The sequence below is a fragment of the Streptomyces sp. NPDC001904 genome, from assembly GCF_040297005.1.
Classification (GTDB): Bacteria; Actinomycetota; Actinomycetes; order Streptomycetales; family Streptomycetaceae; genus Streptomyces.
Genome location: NZ_JBEOYI010000015.1, coordinates 161,917 through 188,765 on the forward strand (window position 1 = coordinate 161,917; position 26,849 = coordinate 188,765).

15 protein-coding genes are annotated in these 26,849 nt (G+C 68.9%); 13 read left to right on the forward strand and 2 right to left on the reverse strand.

The window, feature by feature from the left end; genetic code table 11:
• Positions 1–20: 20 nt before the first annotated feature.
• Positions 21–3,857 carry a GH92 family glycosyl hydrolase gene (locus ABT127_RS23845; RefSeq protein WP_351453521.1) on the reverse strand — a complete coding sequence of 1,279 codons (3,837 nt, stop codon included), beginning with the start codon at positions 3,855–3,857 and terminating at the stop codon, positions 21–23.
• Positions 3,858–4,376: 519 nt separating this feature from the next.
• Here ABT127_RS23845 and ngcE point away from each other — a divergent pair.
• The 11 genes from ngcE to ABT127_RS23900 all read left to right on the forward strand — a co-directional run bounded on the left by ngcE (position 4,377) and on the right by ABT127_RS23900 (position 19,364).
• Entirely contained in the window at positions 4,377–5,825 is a 1,449-nt protein-coding gene (gene ngcE / locus ABT127_RS23850; RefSeq protein ID WP_351453524.1) for an N-acetylglucosamine/diacetylchitobiose ABC transporter substrate-binding protein, read from the forward strand.
• Positions 5,826–5,900: 75 nt separating this feature from the next.
• Positions 5,901–6,824, forward strand: coding sequence for a carbohydrate ABC transporter permease (locus tag ABT127_RS23855; protein WP_351453526.1), 924 nt, complete (start codon positions 5,901–5,903; stop codon positions 6,822–6,824).
• On the forward strand, positions 6,824–7,759 hold the full coding sequence (locus ABT127_RS23860) for a carbohydrate ABC transporter permease (RefSeq protein WP_351453528.1): 936 nt from the start codon (positions 6,824–6,826) through the stop codon (positions 7,757–7,759). The genes ABT127_RS23855 and ABT127_RS23860 overlap by 1 nt, the downstream gene beginning before the upstream one ends.
• A 228-nt stretch (positions 7,760–7,987) precedes the next feature.
• Entirely contained in the window at positions 7,988–9,199 is a 1,212-nt protein-coding gene (locus tag ABT127_RS23865; protein WP_351453530.1) for an ROK family transcriptional regulator, read from the forward strand.
• 133 nt (positions 9,200–9,332) lie between these two features.
• The gene (locus tag ABT127_RS23870) at positions 9,333–10,448 is read left to right on the forward strand and encodes a sugar ABC transporter substrate-binding protein (protein WP_351453576.1); all 1,116 of its coding nucleotides are present in this window, start codon (positions 9,333–9,335) and stop codon (positions 10,446–10,448) included.
• Positions 10,449–10,679: 231 nt separating this feature from the next.
• Positions 10,680–11,471: an ATP-binding cassette domain-containing protein gene (locus ABT127_RS23875; protein ID WP_351453533.1), complete on the forward strand. Its 792-nt coding sequence runs from the start codon at positions 10,680–10,682 to the stop codon at positions 11,469–11,471.
• A gap of 20 nt (positions 11,472–11,491) precedes the next feature.
• Positions 11,492–12,790, forward strand: coding sequence for a sugar ABC transporter permease (locus ABT127_RS23880; protein WP_351453535.1), 1,299 nt, complete (start codon positions 11,492–11,494; stop codon positions 12,788–12,790).
• Between the two features lie 181 nt (positions 12,791–12,971).
• Positions 12,972–14,903, forward strand: a complete 1,932-nt coding sequence (dxs, locus tag ABT127_RS23885; RefSeq protein WP_351453538.1) for a 1-deoxy-D-xylulose-5-phosphate synthase — start codon at positions 12,972–12,974, stop codon at positions 14,901–14,903.
• 143 nt (positions 14,904–15,046) lie between these two features.
• On the forward strand, positions 15,047–16,588 hold the full coding sequence (locus ABT127_RS23890) for an amino acid permease (RefSeq protein ID WP_351453541.1): 1,542 nt from the start codon (positions 15,047–15,049) through the stop codon (positions 16,586–16,588).
• Between the two features lie 72 nt (positions 16,589–16,660).
• On the forward strand, positions 16,661–18,148 hold the full coding sequence (locus ABT127_RS23895) for an ArnT family glycosyltransferase (RefSeq protein ID WP_351453543.1): 1,488 nt from the start codon (positions 16,661–16,663) through the stop codon (positions 18,146–18,148).
• Between the two features lie 130 nt (positions 18,149–18,278).
• Positions 18,279–19,364 carry a PLL family lectin gene (locus ABT127_RS23900; protein WP_351453546.1) on the forward strand — a complete coding sequence of 362 codons (1,086 nt, stop codon included), beginning with the start codon at positions 18,279–18,281 and terminating at the stop codon, positions 19,362–19,364.
• A gap of 74 nt (positions 19,365–19,438) precedes the next feature.
• On the opposite strand, the gene ABT127_RS23905 is transcribed toward ABT127_RS23900, so the two are convergent.
• The gene (locus ABT127_RS23905) at positions 19,439–20,518 is read right to left on the reverse strand and encodes an LCP family protein (protein WP_351453549.1); all 1,080 of its coding nucleotides are present in this window, start codon (positions 20,516–20,518) and stop codon (positions 19,439–19,441) included.
• Positions 20,519–20,995: 477 nt separating this feature from the next.
• Between ABT127_RS23905 and ABT127_RS23910 the strand changes: the two genes are divergently transcribed.
• Both ABT127_RS23910 and ABT127_RS23915 read left to right on the forward strand, forming a co-directional pair.
• Positions 20,996–22,366, forward strand: a complete 1,371-nt coding sequence (locus ABT127_RS23910; RefSeq protein WP_351453551.1) for a CDP-alcohol phosphatidyltransferase family protein — start codon at positions 20,996–20,998, stop codon at positions 22,364–22,366.
• Positions 22,363–26,778: a glycosyltransferase gene (locus ABT127_RS23915; RefSeq protein ID WP_351453553.1), complete on the forward strand. Its 4,416-nt coding sequence runs from the start codon at positions 22,363–22,365 to the stop codon at positions 26,776–26,778. The genes ABT127_RS23910 and ABT127_RS23915 overlap by 4 nt, the downstream gene beginning before the upstream one ends.
• The last annotated feature ends 71 nt before the right edge of the window (positions 26,779–26,849 follow it).

The following is a 26,849-nucleotide window of genomic DNA, read 5'->3' on the forward strand; positions in this document are numbered from 1 at the left end:
GCCCGCACCGAAGACGGCGGCTACGACAGCAGCTCCACCTCCGCGACGGTCGCCGCGCCACCCGTGAACACGAGGCGGTAGTGCGCGTACGAACCCGGCTTCGGCACCGAGAACGCCCGGGTCTGCTTGTCCCAGGCGAAGGACTCACCGGACCGCTCGTCGAGCGTCTTCCAGGTCGTGCCGTCGGCCGACGCCTCCAGCTTCCAGCCCGTCGGGGCCTTCGCGTGGTCGGCGGACGTCAGCGTGTACTGCACGGCCTTCGTACCGTCCGCCGGGACCGGCAGGTCGGCCGACTCGACGCTCGCCGACGTGGCCGAGGTGTTGTCGAAGAGCGGACCCGAGCCCGTGATCGCGTCCTTGCGGGGCACGGCCACCTTGTCGTCCTTGGTGATGGACGTCGGTGCGGCGTCCTTGCCGCTGCCCCACGACGACGGCTTGTCGCCCATGGCGAACTCGATGACACCGCCCTTGGCGACGACCGAGTTCGGCAGCGAGGTCTTCGACCAGGTCTTGCCGTTGACCTTCACGCCCTGCACGTAGACGTTCTTGGCGCTGTTCCTCGGCGCCTTGACGACCAGGTCGCGGCCGTTCTCCAGGTGCAGGGTCATCTTGGTGAACTGCGGGGAACCGATGGCGAATTCGCCGCTGCCCATGACGAGCGGGTAGAAGCCCATCGACGAGAAGAGGTACCAGGCCGACTGCTCGCCGTTGTCCTCGTCGCCGTGGTAGCCCTGCCCGATCTCCGAGCCGGTGTAGAGACGGGACAGCACCTCGCGCACGTTCTTCTGCGTCTTCCACGGCTGGCCGGCCGCGTCGTACATGTACGTGACGTGGTGCGCGACCTGGTTGGAGTGGCCGTACTGGCCCATCCGCACGTCACGCGCCTCGGTCATCTCGTGGATGACCCCGCCGTACGACCCGGCGACATCCGCCGAACCGGTCTCCGGCGTAGAGAAGTACGTGTCCAGCTTCTTCGCCAGACCGGCCTGGCCGCCGTACAGGTTCGCGAGACCCTTGGTGTCCTGCACCGCGGTGAAGGCGTAGCCCCAGCCGTTCGTCTCGGTGTAGTCGTAGCCCCAGATCGCCGGGTTGAAGTCCTCCGACTTCACCCGCCAGTCGCCCTTGGCGCTCTTGCCCTGGAAGAAGCCCGTACCGGCGGCCTTGTCGTCGAACATGTTGACGTAGTCGCGGGCCCGGTTGAGGAAGTACTCCGACTCCTCCTGGTACTGCTTCTTGCCGGTCTTCTTGTAGAGGGCCTGGCCCATCTGCGCGATGCCGTAGTCGTTGAGGTAGCCCTCCAGGGCCCACGACATGCCCTCGTGCGTGTCCGTCGACGTGTAGCCGAGGAACGGCGAGGTGTCCATGCCCTTGCGGCCCACACCCGACTGCGGCGGCACCACGGTCGCGTTCTTCACGGCCGCCTTGTACGCGTCCTCCGCGTCGAAGTCGACGCCCTTCACGTACGCGTCGGCGAACGCGACGTCCGACGACGTGCCCGTCATCAGGTCCGCGTAACCCGGCGAGGACCAGCGCGAGATCCAGCCGCCGTCCTTGTACTGCTGCACGAACCCGTCGACCATCTCGCCCGCCCGGTCCGGCGTGAGCAGCGAGTACGCGGGCCAGGTCGTCCGGTAGGTGTCCCAGAAGCCGTTGTTGACGTACGGCTTGCCCTCGACGATCTTCGCGCCGGTGTGCGTCGGCGTGTCGGGACCGGTCATCGCGGAGAACGGCGACGCGTACTTGTACGTCGACCTGCCCTCCGAACGGACCTTCTCGAAGGCCGAGTTGGGGTACAGGTATAGCCGGTAGAGCGAGGAGTACAGCGTCGTGAGCTGGTCCTGCGTGGCGCCCTCGACCTCCACCTTGTTCATGATCTTGTCCCACTGGGCGCGGGCCGCGTTCTTCACCGAGGTGAAGGAGCGGTTCCCGGGCAGCTCCTGCGCCAGGTTGTCCTTCGCCTGGTCGATGGAGATCAGCGAGGTCGCCAGGCGCAGCGTGACGGTGCGGTCCTTGCCCGCGTCGAAGGTGAAGTGGCCCTTCACCCCGGAGGCGTCGGCGTCCTTCACCGCCTTGTCGAAGACGCCGTAGACGAACAGGCGGGTCGCGCCGGTCGACAGACCCGACTTCACGTCCGAGTAGCCGGTGACGACGCCGTTGTCCTTGTCGAGCGTGAGGCCGCCCTGCTCGGAGACGTTGTCGAAGACGACGCTCGCGTCGTCGCCCGGGTAGCTGAAGCGCAGCGCGGCGGCGTGGTCGGTCGGAGCCATCTCCGCCCGCACGCCGTTCTCGAACGTCACGCCGTAGTAGTACGGGCGGGCTGTCTCGTTGTCGTGCTTGAACGGCAGCGCCCGGCCGGAGCGCGAGGTGTCCAGGGCGTCGCCGGTCTTCGCCGACGGCATGATCTGGAACGTCTGGCGGTCACCCATCCAGGGGCTCGGCTCGTGGCTCGCCGCCAGCGCCTCCATGGTGGGGAGGTTGTCCGCGTTGTTGTCGCGCGCGTAGTCGTACAGCCAGCTGTCCGAGCCCGCGTTCGTCACCGGCGTCCAGAAGTTGAACCCGTTCGGGACGGCCGTCGCCGGAAACGTGTTGCCGCGCGAGAACCCGCCGCTGGAGTTCGTACCGCGGGTCGTCGACGCGTAGTCGCTCAGGTGCGCCTTGGGAGCCACCGGTCGGGCCCGCTCCACGGAGATGTCGTCGAGCCAGCCGCGGAACTTCGCCGGGCCCTTCGCCGAGTCGTACCCGACGAGTATCCGGTCGATGGTCTTCCCGGCCGCGACCGAGCCGATCGACGACTTCACGGCGTTCCACTGGTTCACGTACAGCCGCTTGGCGTCGCCCTGGCCGCGCGGGGTCAGCAGACCGCCGTTCGAGTCGACCGCCTTCAGGTCGCTCAGATATGTGCCGTCGGTGAAGGCGAGGTCGACCGAGACGTTCGTGGCGTCGTAGTCGCGGTCGCCGTCCGCCATCTGCGGGAAGATCTTGTACGACAGCTCGGTGTCCCGCGCCACCGCCACATCGACGTCGAAGACCTTGTTGTACGAGTACGCGCGGCCGTCCGTCTTGTGCGTGCCCGCGTAGCGCAGCGCGTACTTGCCCGTGAAGCCCGCGCCCGCCTTGGCCGTCGGCGAGCCGCTGGGGCCCTTGTCGACGAGCGACAGCATGTCCTCGGGCGCCGGGGCCTGCTCGTCGCCCGTGGACAGCTGGAGGTCGGCCAGCTGGGTCGCGTCGCCCGCGCCGTTGTTCTTCGTGAACTCGATGCGGAAATGGGCGTACTCGGCCGGCTTCTCCAGCTCGTACTTCTTCGTCTGGAACCGCTTGTCGAAGCTCTCGCCGGTGCGGGAGTCGAGAGTGGTCCAGTCCTTTCCGTCGGCCGAGCCCTTGAGGACCCAGTCCTTCGGGTCGCGCTCGTCGTGGTCGTTGGCCGACGTCAGCGTGTAGTTGGTGATCTTCAGCGCGGTGTCGAGGTCGTACTCGACCCAGGCGGTCGGCGTGAACGCCAGCCACTTGGTGCTCGACTCGCCGTCGGCGAGATTGGCCGCGCCCTCGCCGCCGCCGCTGTTCTCGTCGCTCGCCCGGACCTCGGTCACATGGCCGTTCACATTGCCCGGAACTCCACCGGTGTAGGCGCCGTCGACCCCGGACGACCGTTTGCTGCCGTCCGGGCCGGTGTCGACCGTGTTCAGCCAGTCGGGGACGGGTTGTCCCGCTTCGAAGGAGGAGCTGAACTCCGTCCCGGCATGCGGCTTGTGGGACGATGCCGCGACGGCGGCACCCTGCCCGGCCGCCGTGAGCACCAGTGCGGCCGCGCCCAGTGCGGCCGTGGACGCGAGTCTGTGTCGAGTTCTTCTTCCCTGCATGAGATGTGCACCCTCCGGCGACCGTAGACAACGTTGTCAGTTCGCTGCGCAAGGTCCAGTAGGGCGTCAAGTGACGCGTGGTGTCAAGGGTGTTGAAAGTCAGTGCAAGGGTTCGACGCGCGGGCCGGATTTCCGGTTCCGTGTACACCCTTTGTAGGCAAGGAAGTTGGGGCGCGTGACAAAGTCCGCCGTGCGGCTTATTTCCGGGAGGTCTCAACTCGGAAAAGACCGGCGTCCAAACCTGCATTCGATCTTGCCCAGCTCACAGGGAGTGGACTATACCTGTCGGCGTCCGGCCAGGCCCGAGTTCAGGCCGTGGCGGGACCGGGGGGACAGGGGGAAACGGCGGGGCGCGCGCAGCGTCCCGGCATCCGTGCATCTCCAGGCGTCCCGCATCATTGCGCACCACCCAGCTCCATCTGCGTTTCCCCTCAACAGGGGCACGACACAGCACATCACCGCGGTGCCGGGGAGGATCCGGTTCACCGCCTGAGTCCTGGAGAAGGCGAGGACTTGAGCATGGGATCCACTTCCGACCAGCACGGTAACGGTGGCGTCGGCCGTCGCACTCTGATCAAGCGTTCCGCGGCCCTCGGCATCGCCTCGGTGCCGGCCGTGAGCCTGCTGTCCGCGTGTGCGAGCGGCGACAGCGGCAGCGACGACAAGGTCAAGAAGGGCACCAAGTCCAAGGACAACCCGCTGGCGGTCAACGCGAGCGCGGCGCTGTCCGTGGTCATCTTCGACGGTGGTTTCGGCACCAAGTACGCCACCGACGCGAACGCCCAGTACAAGAAGGCGTTCCCGAAGGCGAAGGTCAACTTCCACGCCACCCAGAAGATCCAGTCCGAGCTTCAGCCGAAGTTCAACGGCGGCACCCCGCCTGACCTGATCGACAACTCGGGCGCCGAGCAGATGGACATGGGCGTCCTCGTCGGCAAGAAGCAGCTGACCGACCTGACCCCGCTCCTGGACGCCCCGTCCATCGACGACCCGAACAAGAAGGTTCGCGACACCCTGCGGCCGGGCATCGTGGAGATGGGCCAGTTCGACGGCGACCCGGTGTGGATCATGTACTACGCGTACACGGTCTACGGCGTCTGGTACTCGCAGACGGCCCTGGAGAAGCTGGACTCGGAGTACCCCGAGGACTGGGACGCGATGCTCGCCCTGTGCGCCAAGGCGAAGAAGAAGGGCATCGCCGGCTGGACGTACGCGGGCAAGTACCCGTACTACCTGCCGTTCTCGCTCTACCCGTTCATCGCCAAGATCGGTGGCCGCGAGGTCCTCGACAAGATCGACAACCTGGAGCCGAACGCCTGGAAGGACCCGGCCGTCAAGGCCGCCTTCGAGGCCTACTACGAGCTCTACAAGAAGGGCTACATCCTCAAGGGCACGCCCGGTATCGACCACATCCAGTCGCAGACCGAGTGGGCCAAGGGCAAGGCACTGTTCATCCCGAACGGCTCCTGGGTGGAGAACGAGTCGGCGAAGGTCATCCCGAAGGACTTCAACCTCGCCGTCGGCGCGCCTTCCAGCCTCGACTCCAGCGACAAGATGCCGTTCGGCACCATCTGGGCTTCCGGCGGTGAGCCGTTCATCGTCCCGGCCAAGGCGGCGAACGTCGAGGGCGGTATGGAGCAGCTGCGCATCATGCTCAGCGAGGCCTCGTCGAAGAACTTCACCAGCCAGGTGAAGTCGCTGTCCGCCTTCAACGGCGGCACCGACGGCATCGAGCTGACCCCGGGCCTCAAGTCCGGTGTCGCGGCCCTGGAGAAGGCCGGCGACAACGTCGTCAACCCGCGCCTCCAGGACTGGTACGTCAAGCTCCAGAAGGAGCAGATCGGCGTCGCCGGTCTCGGCGAGATGATGGCGGGCCGCCTCACCCCGGCCGAGGCCATCAAGAAGATCCAGGCCTACGCGGACGCGGCGGCCAAGGACCAGTCGGTCAAGCACTACAAGCACCAGTAAGCGACAGGCGGAAGAACAGCACGTGCGCACACGTCCACTGGTGCGGCACCCGCACAGCGATCGGGGTCGGTAACCATGCAACACGGCAAGTACCGCTTCATTGTGGGGTTCTTGGTGGCCCCCCTGGCGTTGTACGCCATCTTCGTCATCTGGCCGTTCATCCAGTCGATCTACTACTCGTTCACCGACTGGACCGGACTGAGCCCCGACTTCAAGATGGTGGGCTTCGCCAACTACACACGCCTGCTGCACGACGACATCTTCTGGAAGTCGCTGCAGCACAGTGTGATCTTCGTCGTGCTGCTGCCTCTGGTGACGCTGAGCCTCGCGCTGTTCTTCGCCTTCATGCTGAACGTCGGCGGGCGGCGCCGTAAGGGCGCCGCCATCGCCGGCGTCCGCGGCTCCGGCTTCTACAAGATCGCGTACTTCTTCCCGCAGGTGCTCTCGATCGCGATCGTGTCCCTGCTGTTCCGCTTCATCTACAACCCCAGCGGCGGCCTGCTGAACTCGGCGCTCGACGCCGTCGGCCTCGACAGCTTCCAGCCCCAGTGGCTGGGCGACCCGAGCTGGGCGCTGTGGGCGGTCATGGCCGTCCTGGTGTGGAGCACCGTCGGCTTCTTCGTGGTGCTCTTCTCCGCGGGCATGGCCTCCATCCCGAAGGACTTCTACGAGGCGGCGCTGCTCGACGGCGCCAGCCGCGTCACGACCTTCTTCAAGATCACCCTGCCGCTGCTGTGGGACACCATCCAGTCCGGCTGGGTGTACATGGGCATCCTCGCCCTCGGCGCGGAGGCGTTCTCGGCGGTCAACATCATGACCGTCGGCCCGGGCGGTCCCGACTACTCGACCACCGTGCTGCCGCTGTACGTCTACCAGTCGGCGTTCCGTGACGCGAACGCCGCCTACGCGACCACCATCGGCGTCGCGCTCCTCATCGTCACGCTGCTGTTCGCGGCGATCGTGATGCGTCTTGGCCGGCGCGATCGGCTGGAGTACTGATGAAGACCACTGACACCCCGCCCCCCGTAGACCCGGCGACGGACACCACCGGGAAGATCCCTGGCCAGCGCACGGTGAAGCAGGACGCTCCCGGCACGGGGAAGAGGATCTCGGGCAGCTCTCTGAACGTCTTCTCGCACGGCGTCCTGATCATCTGGGCGATCATGGTGGTGCTGCCGCTGCTCTGGGCGGTCATGACGTCCTTCAAGGACGACAACTCCATCCTGAGCACGCCGTGGGCGCTGCCGGACAAGCTGCACTTCGAGAACTGGTCGCGCGCCTGGTCGTCGGCGCACATGAGCGACTACTTCCTCAACACGATCATCGTGGTGGGCTTCTCGCTCGTCGGCACCCTCGTGCTCGGCTCGATGGCGGCCTACGTCCTGGCGCGCTTCGAGTTCCCCGGCAACCGGTTCATCTACTTCCTGTTCGTCGGCGGCATGAGCTTCCCGATCATGCTGGCCCTGGTGCCGTTGTTCTACGTCATGAACAACATGCAGCTCCTGAACACGCTGCCCGGCCTGATCCTGGCCTACATCGCGTACTCGCTGCCCTTCACGGTGTTCTTCCTGACGTCGTTCTTCCGGACCCTGCCGTCGTCGATCGCGGAGGCCGCCTTCGTCGACGGCGCCTCCCACACCCGTACGTTCTTCCAGATCATGCTGCCGATGGCCAAGCCGGGTCTGATCAGCGTGGGCATCTTCAACTTCCTCGGCCAGTGGAACCAGTACATGCTGCCGACGGTCCTCAACACGGACCCCGACAATCGTGTCCTCGCCCAGGGCCTGGTCGAGCTCGCGACCAGCCAGGGCTACAAGGGCGACTACTCCGGCCTCTTCGCGGGCCTGGTGATGGCGATGCTGCCCATCCTGGCCGCGTACATCATCTTCCAGCGGCAGGTGGTGCAGGGGCTCACGGCGGGGGCGCTCAAGTAACGCTCACCACCACTGCGTGACCGGGCTCCGGCCCCGGAGAGACGCCTCTCCGGGGCCGGAGCCCTGCGCGTGGAGGGGATACCGGCGGTAGCCCCGGGCGGACACGGCCTGGAACCGATTTCCGTCAAGGGCTTGACGCCACTGGCCGGTTCAGCAGAGCTTGGAGTTCATAACTTGTACAAGGTTCGGTCACCCAGGGTGACGCGAGCCACGGATAAGGGTGGGTCAATGGAGACTCCGGGGTCGCAGTCGTCGCTGCACCGGGCCAATCTGGAGCGGGTCGTGCGTGCCGTGCGCCTCGCCGGATCGCTCACGCAGGCGGAGATCGCGAGGACGACGGGCCTGTCCGCGGCGACCGTCTCCAACATCGTCCGGGAGCTCAAGGACGGGGGGACGGTCGAGGTGACCCCCACCTCGGCCGGGGGCCGCAGGGCCCGCAGCGTCTCGCTCAGCGGCGACGCGGGCATCGTGATCGGCGTCGACTTCGGCCACACGCACCTGCGGGTCGCGATCGGCAATCTGGCGCACCAGGTGCTCGCCGAGGAGTCCGAGCCGCTGGACGTGGACGCGTCCGCCGCGCAGGGCTTCGACCGCGCCGAGGAGCTGGTCGAGCGGCTGATCGCGGCGACCGGCGTGGACCGCACCAAGGTGGCCGGCGTCGGCCTCGGCGTGCCCGGCCCCATCGACGTGGAGAGCGGCACGCTCGGCTCCACCTCGATCCTGCCGGGCTGGACCGGCACCCGGCCGGCCGAGGAGCTGAGCAGGCGGCTCGGCGTCCCGGTGCACGTGGACAACGACGCCAACCTGGGCGCGCTCGGCGAGCTGGTCTGGGGGAGCGGGCGCGGGGTCAGGGACCTCGCCTACATCAAGGTCGCCAGCGGCGTCGGCGCCGGTCTGGTGATCGACGGCACGATCTACCGCGGCCCCGGGGGCACCGCGGGCGAGATCGGGCACATCACGCTCGACGAGTCGGGCCCGGTCTGCCGCTGCGGCAACCGCGGCTGCCTGGAGACCTTCACCGCGGCCCGCTACGTCCTGCCGCTGCTCCAGTCCAGCCACGGCACCGATCTGACCATGGAGGGCGTCGTGCGGCTCGCGCGCGACGGCGACCCCGGGTGCCGCCGGGTCATCGCGGACGTGGGCCGGCACATCGGCTCCGGTGTGGCCAATCTTTGCAATCTGCTCAACCCCAGCCGGGTCGTCCTCGGGGGCGATCTGGCGGAGGCCGGGGAGCTGGTCCTGGGGCCCATAAGGGAGTCTGTGAGCCGCTACGCGATCCCCAGTGCCGCCCGCCAACTCTCGGTCCTTCCCGGGGCGTTGGGCGGCCGTGCAGAGGTGCTCGGGGCGCTCGCCCTGGCGCTGAGTGAAATGGGCGATTCGACCCTTTTGGAAGGGGTTGGCGGGGGCTCTGTTCCCGCTGCTACACCTGCCTTCACTTAGAGAACGCATGACACCGTTGCCATCTCGTTAAGTATTTACTCCTTGACGCTTGTGTTGCGGCCGAGTTGACTCCCAGCTACCTCGGCCGCAACGACGCGGCCTCGTCAGGGAGGTTTCTGAAGTGAACACGCGTATGCGTCGTGCGGCCTTTGCGTTCTGTGCCACCGCCATGGCTGTCTCTCTCGCGGCCTGCGGCTCCGCCAAGGAGTCCAAGGACGACGGCGACAAGGCCAGCACCGGCTCCAAGAAGGGCGACGCCCTCACCGTGGGCCTGCTGCTTCCGGAGAACCAGACGGCTCGTTACGAGAAGTTCGACAAGCCGATCATCGAGAAGCAGATATCCCAGCTGACCAACGGCAAGGGCAAGGTCGAGTACCTCAACGCCAAGCAGGACGCTTCCCTGCAGTCGCAGCAGATCGACACGATGATCACCAAGAAGGTCGACGTCCTGATCCTGGACGCGGTCGACTACAAGGCCGTCGCCAACGGCGTGAAGAAGGCCAAGGACGCCGGCATCCCCGTCGTCGCCTACGACCGCCTGGCCGAGGGCCCGATCGCCGCCTACACCTCGTTCGACAACACCGAGGTCGGCAAGACCCAGGGCAAGGCGCTGCTCGACGCCATGGGCTCGGACGCCAAGGCCAGCAGCAAGATCGTGATGATGAACGGCGCGGTCACCGACCCGAACGCCAAGCAGTTCAAGGACGGCGCGCTCTCGGTGCTCAAGGGCAAGGTGAACATCGCCAAGTCCTACGACACCAAGGAGTGGAAGCCGGAGAACGCCAACGCCAACATGGAAGCGGCGATCTCCGCGATCGGCAAGGACAAGATCAAGGGCGTCTACTCCGCCAACGACGGCATGGCGGGCGGCATCATCACCGCGCTCAAGGGCGCGGGTCTGAGCAAGCTTCCCCCGGTCACCGGCCAGGACGCCGAGCTCGCCGGTGTGCAGCGCATCATCACCGGTGACCAGAACATGTCGGTCTTCAAGTCGTACCCGCAGGAGGCCGAGACCGTCGCCAAGATGGCCGTCTCGATCGCCAAGACGGGCAAGCTGGACTCGGCCGGTCTGACCACCAGCACCGTCGACAGCGGCACCGACAAGGGCATCGCCTCGGTCATCGTGCCGGTCGTCTCCCTGACCCAGAAGAACATCAAGGAGACCGTCATCGACCAGGGCTACTACACCCTGGACGAGATCTGCACGGCCAAGTACAAGTCGGCCTGCGACAAGCTCGGCCTGAAGTAGGCCCGACCGGAGGCACCGGGACCGGCACGGTCGCCCGACCCGCCGGCCCGGCAACTCCGCTGTTCCGTACGGGACTTGCGCACTCCTCGTAGGAGCGCTCCCGTGGAAGACACGTCCGGCGCCCCGCCGCCGACAGCCCCGCAGCTCAACGGCGCGGCGCCGGACGGAACAACCCCCCTCATACTTCTTGGTTCAACCTCCCGCCGGGTCAGGCCTTTGGCGGCGAAGGAGATGGTTCACGTGTCCGCTACGCCTGTGCTGGCGTTGCGCGGGGTCTCGAAGCGATTCGGTGCCGTTCAGGCGCTCACCGATGTCGAGCTCGAGGTCCACGCCGGAGAGGTGGTCGCCCTGGTCGGCGACAACGGCGCCGGCAAGTCCACCCTTGTCAAGACGATCGCCGGCGTGCACCCCATCGATGACGGCGTCATCGAGTGGGACGGCAAGGCCGTGGCGGTCAACAAGCCGCAAGACGCCCAGGGCCTGGGCATCGCGACGGTCTACCAGGACCTCGCACTGTGCGACAACCTCGATGTCGTCGGCAACCTGTTCCTGGGCCGTGAGATCAAGCGGCGCGGCGTCCTCGACGAGGTCGAGATGGAGCGCCGCTCCCGCGAACTGCTGGACACGCTGTCCATCCGCATCCCGAGCGTGCGCATCCCGATCGCCTCGCTCTCCGGTGGTCAGCGCCAGGTCGTGGCGATCGCCCGCTCCATGCTCGGCGAGCCCAAGCTGGTCATCCTCGACGAGCCGACGGCAGCCCTCGGTGTCGAGCAGACCGCGCAGGTCCTCGACCTCGTCGAGCGCCTTCGCGAGCGCGGCCACGCGGTCATCCTCATCAGCCACAACATGGCCGATGTGAAGGCCGTCGCCGACAAGGTCGCCGTGCTGCGCCTCGGCCGCAACAACGGCGTGTTCGAGGTCAAGACGACCTCGCAGGAAGAGATCATCTCCGCCATCACCGGCGCCACGGACAACGCCGTGACCCGTCGTGCGGCGCGCAGCAACGCGGAGGCTCAGAAGTGAGCATCGACAAGGGCTCAAACGTGAGCATCGACAAGACCGACTCGGCCGGCACGGCCCAGACCTCGGTGGACGCCGCCCCCGCGGCGGCCGGCGCGTCCGTGACCGCCGTCGACCCCCGCCTCCTCGTGCGCGAGCAGGGCTTCGCGGGTTACATCAGCGAGTTCAAGCGCAAGATCAAGGGTGGTGACCTGGGTGCGATACCCGTCGTCATCGGCCTGATCGTCATCTGCGCGATCTTCCAGAGCCTCAACTCGGCGTTCCTCGGCGCGGAGAACCTGAACAACATCTTCGTCGCCATGGTGGCCACCGGCATGATGTCGGTCGGCATCATCTTCGTGCTGCTGCTCGGCGAGATCGACCTGTCGGTCGGCTCCGTCTCCGGCGTCTCCTCGGCGATCACCGCCGTGCTGAGCGTCACGCACGGGATGAACGAGTGGCTCGCCGTCCTCGTCTCGCTCGCCGCGGGCGCGGTCATCGGCGCCGTGCACGGCTTCTTCTTCGCCCGGGTCGGCGCCCCCGCGTTCGCCGTCACCCTGGCCGGCCTGCTGTTCTGGAACGGCTTCATGCTCCAGATCCTGGGCTCCAACGGCACGATCAACCTCGACAGCGACGGCGTGGTCGGCAAGCTCACCACGTACTACTTCTCGGACGTCGCCGCCGCCTACGGCCTGGCCGTCGTCGCGGTCCTCGCCTACTTCGTGCCGAGCTTCCTGGCCAACCGCCGCCGCGAGGCCGCGGGCATCCCGTCCCGCCCGCTCAGCGACCTGCTGGTGCGCACGGTGCTGCTGGCCGTCGGTGTCTTCGGCGTGGCCGTCATCTTCAACAACTACAAGGGCCTGCCGCTCGCGGTGCTGCTCTTCGGCATCGTCCTCGTCGGCTCGGACTTCGTGCTGCGCCGCACCTCGTACGGCCGCAAGGTCTTCGCGCTCGGTGGCAGCGTCGAGGCCTCGCGCCGTGCCGGTATCAACGTCACGGCGGTCCGGATCTCGGTCTTCGCCATCGCGGGTCTCTTCGCGGCGGTCGGCGGTCTCTTCTGGGCCTCCAAGATCGCGGCGGCCAACCAGGGCGCCGGCTCCGGCGACCTCCTGATGAACGTCATCGCGGCGGCCGTCATCGGCGGCACCAGCCTCTTCGGTGGCCGGGGCCGCACCTGGAACGCGCTCCTCGGTGTGCTGGTCATCACCTCGATCCAGTACGGCCTGGCCCTCCAGGGCATCGCCACCCCGATCCAGTACATGATCACCGGTGGTGTGCTTCTCGCCACGGTCGTCATCGACTCGGTCACCCGCAAGACCCAGAAGTCGGCAGGCCGTGCCTGACCCCTTCTGAGCTGGGATTCCCGGACTGACTGTGCCCGGTGTCAACGGTGACGCCGGGCACAGTCATGCCCCGAACGCACGGCCCGGACGCCGCTCGCAACGGCGGAACATTAGACTCGACAGACCCGGCAAGCTCGAACAGCTCAACCAGCTACTACAGCTCTACTGCAAGGAGGCACGGGTGCCGCTGCTGACCCGCATCACGGGACCGCGCGATCTGGACCGGCTCAGCCTGGAGCAGCTGGACCAGCTGGCGGATGAGATCCGGACCTTCCTCGTCGACGCGGTTTCCAAGACCGGCGGCCACCTCGGGCCGAACCTCGGCGTGGTCGAGCTCACCATCGCCCTGCACCGGGTCTTCGAGTCGCCGAAGGACAAGATCCTCTTCGACACCGGCCACCAGTCCTACGTGCACAAGCTGCTCACCGGCCGCCAGGACTTCTCCAAGCTGAAGATGAAGGGCGGCCTGTCCGGCTACCCCTCGCAGGCCGAGTCCGAGCACGACGTCATCGAGAACAGCCACGCCTCCACGGTCCTCGGCTGGGCCGACGGCATCGCCAAGGCGAACGAGCTGCGCCGCACCGACGACCACGTCGTCGCGGTCATCGGCGACGGCGCGCTGACCGGCGGCATGGCCTGGGAGGCGCTGAACAACATCGCGGCCGCCAAGGACCGCCCGCTGGTGATCGTCGTCAACGACAACGAGCGCTCCTACGCGCCCACCATCGGCGGCCTCGCCAACCACCTGGCGACCCTGCGCACCACGGACGGCTACGAGCGCTTCCTGGCCCGCGGCAAGGACCTCCTGGAGCGCACCCCGGTCGTCGGCAAGCCCCTCTACGAGACGCTGCACGGCGCGAAGAAGGGCCTGAAGGACTTCATCGCCCCGCAGGGCATGTTCGAGGACCTCGGCCTGAAGTACGTGGGCCCCATCGACGGCCACGACATGGAGGCCCTGGAGTCGGCGCTCATCCGCGCCAAGCGCTTCGGCGGCCCGGTCATCGTGCACTGCCTGACCGAGAAGGGCCGCGGTTACCGCCCGGCGCTGGAGGACGAGGCCGACCGCTTCCACGGCATCGGCCCCATCCACCCCGACACCGGCCTGCCGATCAAGGCCGCGGGCGCCGACTGGACCTCGGTCTTCGGCGACGAGATGCTCAAGCTGGGCCAGGAGCGCGAGGACATCGTCGCCATCACCGCGGCGATGCTCCAGCCGGTCGGCCTCGACAAGTTCGCCAAGGCCTTCCCCGACCGGGTCTACGACGTCGGCATCGCCGAGCAGCACGGCGCGGTCAGCGCGGCGGGCCTCGCCCACGGCGGCCTGCACCCGGTCTTCGCGGTCTACGCGACGTTCCTGAACCGCGCCTTCGACCAGGTCCTGATGGACGTCGCCCTGCACAAGTGCGGCGTGACGTTCGTGCTCGACCGGGCCGGCGTCACCGGCACGGACGGCGCCTCGCACAACGGCATGTGGGACATGTCGCTGCTCCAGGTCGTCCCCGGCATCCGGATCGCCGCGCCGCGCGACGCCGACCAGGTCCGCGCCCAGCTGCGCGAGGCCGTGCAGGTCGAGGACGCACCCACGGTCGTGCGCTACTCCAAGGGCGCGGTCGGCCCGGCCGTCGAGGCGGTCGGCACGGTCGGCGGCATGGACGTGCTCCGCGAGCCGGGTACCGGCGGGGGAGCCCGTCCCGACGTCCTGCTGGTCTCGGTCGGCGCGCTCGCCCCGATGTGCCTGGAGATCGCCGACCTGCTCGACAAGCAGGGCATCACCACGACCGTCGTCGACCCGCGCTGGGTCAAGCCGGTCGACGAGGCGATGGCCCCGCTCGCCGAGCGCCACCGCGTCGTCGTCACCGTCGAGGACAACTCGCGCGTCGGCGGTGTCGGCGCGTCGATCGCGCAGGCCCTGCGCGACGCGGGCGTCGACGTGCCGCTGCGCGACTTCGGCATTCCGCCGCGCTTCCTCGACCACGCCTCCCGCAAGGAGGTCATGGCGGAGATCGGCCTGACCGCGCCGGACATCGCCCGCCAGGTCACCGGCCTGGTGTCGAAGCTGGACGGCCGCCGGGAGGCCTCGGTCGCCGAGGAGATGGAGCCGGCGCGCGACTGACCGCCGCGGCGACCGAATGGGCCGGTCGAACCACCTTCGGGTGGTTCGACCGGCCCATTCGCGTGAATAGCCGTGACTGACCGGGTATTCGGTGGCTACTCGTCTCGATCATGTCGAGACCGAGGACCGAGCCGCATGGAGGTATGCCGGTGACCACGCAGCCAGACTCAGGCCCACAGCCGGGTACGCGACGGACGAGCGGCCTGTTGCGCACCAAGTCGATCGAGCAGTCCATCAAGGACACCGAAGAGCCCGAGCACCAGCTCAAGAAGTCCCTCTCCGCGCTCGATCTCACCGTCTTCGGCGTCGGGGTCGTCATCGGCTCCGGCATCTTCGTCATCACCGGCACCGCCGCCACCGACTACGCGGGCCCGGCGGTCACCATCGCCTTCGCCGTCGCGGCCGTGGTCTGCGCCCTCGCCGCGCTCTGCTACGCCGAGTTCGCCTCGACCGTCCCGGTCGCCGGCTCCGCGTACACCTTCGCCTTCGCCTCGCTCGGCGAGTTCCCCGCCTGGATCATCGGCTGGGACCTGATCCTCGAACTGGCGCTCGGCTGCGCCACCGTCGCCGTCGGCTGGTCCGGATACGTGCAGTCGCTCCTGGACAGCTGGGGCATCCCGCTGCCCGAGGCGCTGCGCGGCCCGGGGGAGGGCAGCGGCTTCACCTTCAACCTCCCCGCGTTCCTGCTCGTGCTCGCCGTCATGACGGTCGTCGTCCTCGGGATGAAGCTCTCCGCCTGGGTCACCTCGGCGGTCGTCGCCGTCAAGGTCACCGTCGTCCTCATCGTGATCGCGGTCGGCGCGTTCTTCATCACGGGCTCCAACTACGACCCGTACATCCCGCCGAGCAAGCCCACCGAGGGCGGCTCCGGCCTCTCGCAGACCCTCCTCGAAGGCATCGCCGGGTTCACCCCGTCGAACTTCGGCATCATGGGCATCTTCACCGCGGCGGCCGTCGTCTTCTTCGCCTTCATCGGCTTCGACGTCGTCGCCACGGCCGCCGAGGAGACCCGCAACCCCAAGAAGGACGTGCCGCTCGGCATCCTCGGCTCGCTCGCCATCTGCACCGTCCTGTACTGCGCCGTCGCCTTCGTCGTCACCGGCATGCAGAACTACAAGAAGCTCGACCCGGACGCGCCGCTCGCGGAGGCGTTCAAGGCGGTCGGTCACCCGTTCTGGGCGGGCGTCATCTCCTTCGGCGCGGTCGTCGGCCTCACCGTCGTCTGCATGATCCTGCTGCTCGGCCAGAGCCGCGTCTTCTTCGCGATGAGCCGCGACGGACTGCTGCCGCCGGTGTTCAGCGCCGTCCACCCCAAGTTCCGCACGCCGTACCGCTCGACCATCATCCTCGGCGTCATCACCGCGCTCGTCGCGGGCTTCGTCTCCCTGACGGAGCTGTCGAAGCTGGTCAACATCGGCACCCTGTTCGCCTTCGTGATCGTGGCCGTCGGCGTGCTCATCCTGCGCCGCACCCGGCCCGATCTGCCGCGCGCCTTCAGGGCCCCCTGGGTGCCCGTCCTGCCGATCGCGTCGGTGGCGTGCTCGGTGTGGCTGATGCTGAACCTGTCGGTGGAGACCTGGCTGCGGTTCGCGGTCTGGATGGTCATCGGCGTGGTCATCTACTTCGCGTACGGGCGCGGGCACAGCCGCGCCCGGGCGGACGCCGAGGCCGGCAACTCCCGGTAACCGGCAATCCATTGACCCGGCCCCGTATGTCCCGCTTCGGAGGGAACTGCGGGGCCGGATAGTTTGGCGTGCATGCTCACCCAGGCGCCGCAGTGGCTACCGTACGTGTCCGACGCCCGCCGCGCCGCCCCGCACCCCGGCCCCGCCCCGGGCCGCCCCGGCTACTGGAGACGGCTGCTCCCGCTGCTCGCCGTGCTCGCCTGCGCCACCCGCGTGCCGTCCTTCGCGCAGCCGCTGTGGAACCCCGACGAGGGCTATCTCGCCGTCCAGGCGCGGATGCTCGCGCACGGCGGCGCGCTCTACGAGACGGTTGTCGACCGCAAACCACCCTTCGTGCCCTGGCTCTACGAAGCCGTGTTCGCCCTCTTCGGGCCGCAGTCGCTCACCCCGGTCAAGTGGTGTGCCGTGGCGGCGCAGTTGGTGACGGCGGTGCTGCTCGCGTCGACCGCGCGGCGCCGCTGGGGCGACGGCGCCGGACGCACGGCGGGCGTGCTGTACCTGCTCATCTCCGTCGGGCTCAACCCGGAGGACGCGCAGGCCGCGACCTTCGAGGTGTTCATGCTGCCGTGGACCGCGGCGGCCGTCCGCTGCGCCGACCGGCGCCGCTGGGGCTGGTGCGGCGCCGCCGTCGCGGGCGCCTTCCTCACCAAGCAGACCGGCGCGGCCGTGCTGGTCCCGGTGGCCTGGACGCTGTGGCGGTGCGGTGCGCCGCGGGCGGACGTGGTGCGGTGCGCGGTGGGCTTGGCGGCACCGGTCCTCGTGGCGGCCTGCGCCACCGATCCGGCCGGTTTCCTGTTCTGGACGGTGACCGGTTCGGGCGCGTACGCCTCCTTCACCGGCTCCGAACTCCACGTCCTCGTACGGGGATCGGTGAACGCGGCGATCCTCGGCGTGGCCTGCGCCGGCATCCTGCCGCCCGTCGTCCGCGTGCTGCGCATCGCCCGCACCGGCCGCGGCGACCTGTGGCTCTGGCTCGGTTCGTCGGGCGCGGCGGTCCTGGCCGGCTTCCACTTCTTCGGCCACTACTACCTCCAACTCACTCCGCCGCTGGCTCTGTTGGGCACGGCGGCGCTCCAGATCCTGCCGCGCGAGCGGCTCGTGGACGCCCTCCTCGTCTCCGTCTGCTGCTGCGGCCTCTTCGTCGGCTGGGGCCTGCTCGCCCCGCGCCCCGACCTCACCCACGCCCAGCGCGTCGCGGACGCCGTACGGGCCCGTACCGCGCCCGGTGAACCGGTCCTGGTGTGGGGCATGCACCCGGAGACGTACTGGCTGGCCGACCGTCCCCCGGCCGTCCGTTTCCTGACGGCCGGGCTGCTCACCAACTACAGCGGGGGCCGGGACGGCGCCCAGGTGGGGGAGCGGTGGGCGGTGCCGGGGACCTGGCGCACCTTCCGCGCCGAGTTCGCGGCCCGGCCGCCGGTCCTGGTGGTGGACGACGCGCGGGGGGCTCCGTACGGGGTGGAGCGGGTGACGTCGCTGCGGCGGATGCTCGCGGGGTACGAGCGGGTCGGCGAGGCCGACGGTGCGGTGCTCTACCGGCCGCGCGGGGCCGGCTCCTGAGTCCCGGCCGCTGAGACCCGGCTCACCTCGCTTGACCCTCCCCTGTCAAGACTCGGCTGCATATGATAGTAAATTTCAGGTTCCGGGCGTCTGAACCGGGATGGAATTCAGTGGGAGGGTGGCACGGGTCATGCCGATGAGCACCGTGAGCGGAGAGTCGTCGAGCCGGGCCCCGGAGCCGGTCGGTGTCGAGGGCGGCCGCTGGCTGTTCCTCGGCAAGGACGGGCGGCTGACCGTCTACCTTCCGGTGAAGGACGGCATCCGGCGCTGGACGCAGGAGGCCCCGGGCGTGCCGCGCTGGAGCGAGCCGGTGCTGCTGCCCGCGCCGCGCACCCGCTTCGTCTCCCTGGTGCAGGGCGCCGACGGTTACGTCCACTTCCTCGGCCGCCGGGACCGCAGGAGTCCGGACGGCGCCGCGACCGTCGACATCGTGCACGCCATCCAGTACCAGACGGGCCGTCCGCTCTCGGAGTGGCGCGGTCTCGGAAACCCGTTCAAGGACCTGGAGGGCGCGCGGAAGTTCGGCCGCCCCGCGGGCGCCGTCGACCACGACGGAACCGTCCATGTCTTCGTGCGCGACGGCGCGGGCGGGGTGCACCTGCGCCGCGAGGGCAAGGGCGGCAAGTGGCTGCCCTGGCAGGACCTCGGCGGCGACCAGGCCCTGCACGGTCTGGCCCCGGCGGTGACCGCGTCGGGCCGCGTCGAACTGCTCGCCCCCGGCCGGCGCGCCGCCCTGCACTGGTACCAGACCGAGCCCGGCGGGGACTTCCTGCGCGGCTACGACATCCCGCAGACGCCCGCCGTGGGCTCGGTCGCCGGTGTGGAGACCGCGCGCGAGCGGCTCACGTTCTACTGGGCGGACCGTGCGGGCGGACTGATCGCGCAGCGCCCCGGCGTCTGGCCGGTCGCCCTCGGCGGCGGCGCGGACGACACCCAGATCGCGGCCGCCCGCGCCTACGTCGACGGCTACGACTGCACGGTCCTCGCCCACCGGGGCGTCACCGGGACGATCCAACTGGCGGCGTTCGTCTCCGAGTCGGAGGCGAACGGCGTGTGGTGGTCGGACACCGGGCGCGGCTGCGTGGGCGGTCCCGGGCTCGCCGTGGACTGGCACGGCGCGCTCACGCTCGCCGCGGTCGACGAGTCGGGCACGGTGTGGATCACACATCAGACGGCCGGCTCCGGGCTCTCGCTGGGGGACTGGTACCGGATCTGAGGCGGGGCCGGATCCGGGTCGCACCGGGACACAGCGGAAGGGGCGGACGCTCGGCGTCCGCCCCTTCCGTCGTGTCAGTTCCCGCCGGTCGCGGGCGACTTCTTCGCCGACTCGGGGATCTCGGCGCCGGTGCGCAGCGCCTTCCACAACTGCGTGGCCTGCGGCTCGGCGGCGACGACCCGGTTGGGGTCGGCCGTGTCGTACTGCACCGGCAGCATGATCGTCTCCATCGTCGCCGGGTCGACGCCCTTGAGGCTGCGGCCGAACTCGGCGAGGGCCTTGAGGTTGGCGAGCTCGGAGTCGGTGGTCAGCGACGAGGTCAGGCTGTCGGCGATCTTGTACGACTTGGTGGGGCTGCCCAGCAGGTCCTGCTTCTTGATCTCGCTCAGCAGGGCGATCATGAACTGCTGCTGGAGACCGATGCGGCCGAGGTCGCTGCCGTCGCCGATGCCGTGCCGGGTGCGGACGAACGCGAGGGACTCGGTGCCGTTCAGCTTGTGGGTGCCCTTGGCCAGGTCGAGCCCGCTGGACTTGTCGTGGATCGCCTGGTCGACGGTGACGTCCACGCCGCCGATGGCGTCGACGAGTCCCTTGAAGCCCGCGAAGTCGATCTCCATGAAGTGGTCGAGGCGCACTCCGGACATCTTCTCGACGGTCTTGACCACACAGGCCGGACCGGCCAGGGAGTACACGGAGTTGAACATCACGCGCTTCGCCGACGGCACGGTCGTGCCGTCGGTCTTGGTGCACTCGGGGCGGGTGACCAGGGTGTCGCGCGGGATGCTGACGGCCGTGGCCTGCTTGCGGCCCTCGGGTATGTGCATCACCAGGGCGGTGTCCGAGCGGGCGCCGGAGACATTGCCGGTCTTCAGCTTCGCGTTGGCGCCGGCCCGCGAGTCGGAGCCGAGGACCAGCACGTTCGTCCCGCTGGTCGGCAGCTTCTCCGGGCGGTCGGTGCCGATCGCCTTGTCGAGGTCGACGCCGTCGATGTTGCCGTTGAGGCTGCTGTAGAGCCAGTATCCGGTGCCGCCCGCGGCCAGCACCACGACCAGCAGCGTCCACAGGATGATGCGGCGGATGCGCTGACCGCGGGTGCGCTCGCGCCGTGGGGCCTTGCCGCGTCGTCGGCTGGGCGTGGCGGTGGCATGACTCATGGGTTCGCAATCCTCCGGGGCGGCGGACGTCAGATGGGCGCACGTGAGAGCCGGAGTGGGGGATCGCCGAGGCGGGGACGGGTCCGGTCGTGCCGTACCGGCGCGCGTGGGGTCAGCCGGACGTCGCAGCACTATAGACGCACTTCGACGCTCAACAATGTCTCAGAGTGAGACTGAGGCCCACGCTTCGCGGACTCACTTCAGGGGCCGATGGCTGTATCGGAAGACACGTGATGCATGTCTCTCCCATCGATCGGACGTCGGCTACCCATCGGTTTCACGCGTCATCGCACAACTTGAGCCTTATGTCGCTTATTAAAGGTGAGAGTTGAATTAATTTTAAGGACTTATGTCGCTTTTGTTCTGAGGTTTGACTGAAATCAAGAAGTCGAGCGAAGATCCTGCGCGGTCACTGTCCGAATAGCGACCGAATGTGCTGTGAACATCAGGTGAAGCCAGCAGAGTCGCAGAGGGTCGATGAGAAAGCTGTCCGTACGGGCCGTCCAGAAGCTCACGTGCAAGAAGCGTGACGCGTGGTGGACGGTACTGCTCGTGGACCCGGTGGCCACCCGCATGCTGTGCTGGCTCGCCCGGTTCCGTTTCGTCACGCCGAACCGGGTGACCTGGGCCGCGCTGTTCGTCGGCCTCGGCTCCGCGGGGCTCTTCCTGCGCGGTGACCGCATGTCGCTGATCATCGGCGCCGCGCTCTACCACCTGAGCTTCATCCTCGACTGCATCGACGGCAAGCTGGCCCGCCTCAAGGGCAACGGCTCCGTCTTCGGCGGCTGGCTCGACTACGTCTTCGACCGCATCCGCGTGCTGTTCTGCGCCCTCGCCCTGATGGGCGGTCAGTACCTGCGCACGCACGAGGCCTACTTCCTGCTGGCCGCGCTCGTCGTGGTCTTCCTCGACATGCTGCGCTACGTCGACGCGCTGCAGATCTACAAGATGCGCATGTCGATGCGGACGAAGATCGAGAAGGTCACCGCCGAGCGCAAGGCCGCCGAGGCGCAGGCCGCGGCAGAGGCCGCCGCCGAGCAGGCCGCCAGGGCCGAGCAGTTCGAACAGACCCAGCGACTCCTGCGGGCCCGAGAGGCCCAGCAGGAGCCGCAGGCCGGGCACCGGCCCCCGCAGGGCCGCCCCGCCCCGCAGCAGGCACAGCCCGCCGCGGGCGCCGAGTCCAAGGTCGTCTTCATGGAGGACCTGCTGCGCGAGAACCCGGGCATCGAGGCCGACGTGCTCAAGCAGCACGCCGGCACCGGCGAGGTCGTCGACCTGCACGCCCAGTTCCGCGGCCGCTTCCCCTGGTACACCCGGGTCCGCCAGGCCCTGCTGCGCAGCCGCATCAGGCCGCACCTGATCAGCGGCATCGAGTTCCAGATGTTCATCTTCATCGTGGGCCCGCTGATCGGCCAGATCCTGTGGACCACCGCCGCATCCGCGGTGCTGCTCGGCCTCTTCGAGCTCGTGATCATGTACAAGTTCTGGCTCTCCACCCGGGACTTCACCCGCGTCATGGACGAGCTGGCGCCCGCCCCGCAGACCGTCGGCACCGTCGCCGACCACCTCTTCGCCGGACGCCACCGCGGCCGTGTGCCCGACGCGCCGCTGCCGCCGGCCGACGTCGAGGAGCGCTTCCCCGCGCCCCAGCCGTACGAGGACCCGGGCTTCCACCCGTACCCCCAGCCGGAGCCGGTGCCGTACCAGCAGCCGCAGCCGGGCTACACGTACGTCTCTCCGCTGGGCTCGTACGTCCCCGCCGACCACCAGGCCACCCAGCCGATCCCCGTCCAGGTCGTCCAGCGCGTCGAGCAGTCCTGGACGGAGGGCGACGGGCGCCTGAGATGAACCAGCACCCCGCGCCCCACCCGGACCCGTCCGCGTACACCGTCACGATCGTCATCGGCGCCTACAACGCCGGTGCCACCCTCGACCGCGCCCTGCGCTCCGCCCTCGGGCAGACGCACCAGCGCGTCGAGGTGCTGGTCGTCGACGACGCCTCCACCGACGGCACCGTCACCGTCGCCCAGGGATACGCGCACCGCGACGGACGGGTGCGGATCCTGCCCCGGCAGCAGAACAGCGGCGGCGTCGGCGCCCCCCGCAACAACGGCATCGAGGCCGCCACCGGCCAGTTCCTGATGTTCCTCGACGCCGACGACGAACTGCCGCACAAGGCCGTCGAGACCCTGCTCGCCGCCGCGCTCGCCACCGGCTCGGAGATCACCGCGGGCCGCGCCCTGCGGGTGAACCTCGCCAAGGACGAGACGACGATCTGGCAGCCCCAGCTCTACGGCACCGACCGCACCGTCACCGGCGGCCTCGCCGCCGTGCCCGAGCTGGTCGACGACCCGATCGCCGCCGCCAAGCTGTTCCGGCTGGACTTCCTGCTCGACAACGGCATCCGCTTCCCCGAGAACGTGTACTTCGAGGACACGTACTTCTCCACCGTCGCCGGATTCTGCGCCCGCACCATCACGCTGCTCGCCGCGCCCGTCTACCGCTGGATCTGGGAGCGGGAGACCGACACCCCCTCCATCACCAACCGCCGCGGCGAACTGCGCAGCATCCGCGACCGCGTCCTCGTGCACCAGTGGACCGACGCGTTCCTCGCGCACAACGGCGGCCACGACCTGATCGCCCACAAGGCGGCCAAGTTCCTCTCCCACGACCTGAAGCTCTACACCCCCGAACTGCGCGACGGCGACGACGCCTACCGCGAGGCCTTCGTCCGCGTCGTCGCCCCCTACCTGCGCTCCCTGCCCCCGGCCACGTACGAACTGGCGGGCCCCCTGGAGCGCGTCCGCGCCTTCGGGCTGATGCACGGCCGGGTCGACGTGGCGCTGACCGTCGCCGACTACGTGCAGCGGCGCTCCGTCCTCAGCAGCGACCTGGTCGAACGCGACGACAAGGTCTTCTGGTCCGGCGCCCTGCTCGGCCGGCCGCACGCCGACTACTTCCTCGACGTCACCGACCTCGATCTGACCGGCCAGAAGCTGGCTGACGCGCGCCTGTTCAACCAGGCCACCCGCGTCGAGATCCACGACGGCGAACTCCACGTCACCGGCCGCATCCGCAACCAGTTCGGCCGCGTCGTCCCCAAGGACAAGCTCGAACTCATCGCCGTGCTGCGCCGCCGCAGCCCCAAGACCGACCACACCTTCACGGTCAGCGGCGTCGAGGTCGACGACGACTACATCCACTTCCAGACCACCGTCGACCTCGACGAGACCGTCGGCCGGCCCGGCCACGCCCAGGGCGCCGTCTGGAACCTGTTCGTACAGATCCGGCACGCGGGCCAGCGGGCCACCACCACCGTCTGCATCCGCGGTCTCGACATGTCCCGGGAGCGCTACCACGGCGACGACGAGACGTTCGAGATCTACGAGACCGTCAGCGGCAACCTCGCCCTGCGCCCCGAGACGAGCGCGCAGGCGGAGCGGGCCGACGACCGCGGCACCCCCTGGCTGTGGTGGTCGACGGCGCCCGCGCCGACGCCCGGCGCCACCGTCCAGCGCTTCGCCGCCTCCCTCGTCGTGCACTGCCACAACGACGAGTACAACCTGTTCGAGTTCCTCAGCTCACTGGCCGCGCAGGCGGAGTTCGCCCGCACCCAGGTGATCCTCGTCGACGACGGCTCCTCCGACAGCACCGGCCGCCGGCTCGCCAGCTTCGCGGTGCACTACCCGAACGTCACCGTCGTCCCGCAGGCCCTGATGGGCATGCGCGCCGCCTTCGACCACGGACTGCGCTACGTCGGCGCCCCGTTCGTGATGTTCGCGCGCGCCCGCGACATCCTCGGCGAGGACGTCATCGGCCGGCTGCTGGCCGCCGCCGAGCACACCGGGGCCGACGTCGTCGTCGGCGACCAGGACAACTTCCCCGGCCCGCGCCGCGACACCGACACCCCCTGGAAGCGGTACTTCGGCAAGCGGAAGACCGCCATCACCCAGCTCGACGACGCGCCCTACCTGATCTTCTCCACCGGCCTCGGAGCGAAGCTCATCCGCACCGACCTGGTGCGCCGGCAGAACCTGCGCCTGGGCATGGGCCCGGGCCACGAGGACGCCTGGGTCACCGTGCCCGCCCTGCTGCACGCCCGCCGGATCGCCGTCGCGCCCACCGCGAGCACCTACGAGCGCGACCGCGAGCAGCGCGACTCCCTCTTCGACCTGCCGTGGAACGACCCGGTCAAGACCCAGGAACTGATCCGGCTGTGCGGGCACCTCCTGGGCCGCAGCGGCTCGCTGCCCCCGCGCGCCGCCCGCCTCGCCCAGCGCTTCGTCGTCCGCACCTTCCAGCCGTACCTGCGCAACATCCACCGCATCATGAGCCGGGCCGAGATCGCCGCGGTCTTCGGCGCCCTGCACGACGTCTACGCGCAGATACCCGACGACCTGATCCTGCAGTACGCGGTCAACGCGCAGGCCCGGCTCCAGCACCACGCCGTGCGCACCGGCAACTTCGAGCTCTTCTGCGACCCGCACGACCGGCCCGACCACGCGCCCTACCTGCACATCGACGACACGGGCCTGTTCCGGCGGCTCACCGTCGACACCACCGAGACCGCGCTGCTCCGCGTCGACCGGCAGAAGGCCGTCCTGGAGACCTTCGACGTCACCCCCGAGGCGATCACCTTCGAGGGACTCCTCGTGCTGTCCGGCGTCGACATCGCCCACGAGTTCCGCAACCGCGTCGAACTCGTCCTGAGCGACGGCCGGTCCGAGGCCACGGTCCCCGTCGAACAGGTCTACCGGCGCGACCGCTGGCGCACCCGCAAGGAGCAGGACTGGTTCTCCGGCTGGCGCGCCGTGGTCCGGCCCGGCGACTTCGGCCGGCTCGGCAACCGCGACCTGACCGTCGCGGTCCGCGTCCACGACGGCGACCGGCACCTGGACACGCCCGTCGAGGCCCGCCAGATGCTGCACCGCTTCAAGGGCGTCCACCGGGCGGGCCGCGCCACGGTCCTGCTCACCATCGACGACGACGAGCAGCTCACCGTCCGCCGGGTCAAGGGCCTGCTCCGCCGCGGCGGCAACAAGCTCGGCCGCTTCCGCAAGGAGCTGCGGGCCGCGCTGCCCGGCAGGCCCGGCTGGCGCACCCGCCTGCTGTACTGGCTCACCCACCCGTGGCTGCACCGCAAGAACATCTGGATCATCGGTGAGCGCGAGGACACCGCGCAGGACAACTCGTACCACCTGTTCAAGTGGATCCGGCAGAACGCGCCCAAGCGCAAGGTCTACTACGCGATCAACGGCGACTCCGCCGACCGCGCCAAGATCGACCCGTACGGCCACGTCATCGACCGGCTGTCGTGGAAGTACCGCGTCTACCTGCTGCACGCCCGCCGCCTGATCAACGCCTACGACCTGGAGGCCTACCTCGGCTTCCCGGGCCTGTCCAAGCGGGCGTTCCTGCGCGGTTACGGCGACCTGCTGCGCTACAAGCGCGTCTTCCTCCAGCACGGCGTCGTCTACAACGACGTCGCGCCGTCCATCCACGCCCAGGTCACCAACGTGGACATGGTGCTGACCACCGGCCGCAGCGAGCGCGCCTACTACGCCGAGCACTGCGGATACGGCTACGACCGGGTCGCCGCGACCGGCCTGCCGCGCTTCGACGCCCTCGAACCCGTCCCCGGACTGCGCCGCGTCCTCGTCATGCCCACCTGGCGCCGCGACATCGTCGCCCCCTCCTACAACAAGGCGGCCAAGCCCGACATCCCCTTCGCGGCCTCCGAGTACTACCGCTTCTTCTCGTCCCTGCTGCGCGACGAACGCCTCCTGAAGGCGCTCCAGTACTACAACGTGGAACTGGAGTTCATGCCGCACTACGAGATCCGCCCGTACCTCAAGCACTTCCGCATCGACCACCCGTCGATCACGGTCTCCACGACCGGCCGCGACGTGCAGCTGGCGATGCGCGAGTGCTCGATGCTGGTGACGGACTACTCGTCGGTCTTCTTCGACGTCGCCTACATGCGCAAGCCGATCGTCTACACGAACTTCGACGACGAGGCGTTCTACAGCAAGCACTACAAGCGCGGCTACTTCGACCTCGCGCGGGACGGCTTCGGCCCGACCTGCGGCACCGTCGAGCGGGCCGTCGACGAGATCATCGCGTCCATCAGCCGGGACTTCCGGGTCGAACCGCAGTACACACGGCGGGCCGAGGAGTTCTTCGTGCTGCGCGACACCTTCAACTGCGAGCGTGCCTTCGACGTGATCGACACCATGGACCCGGGGGTGGTCGCCGAATGACAGGCGCCTTTCCGGCCGGTGATCCGGCACGGCCGCGAGCGACGGGACGGCCGGGCGATCGGTAGCACCGC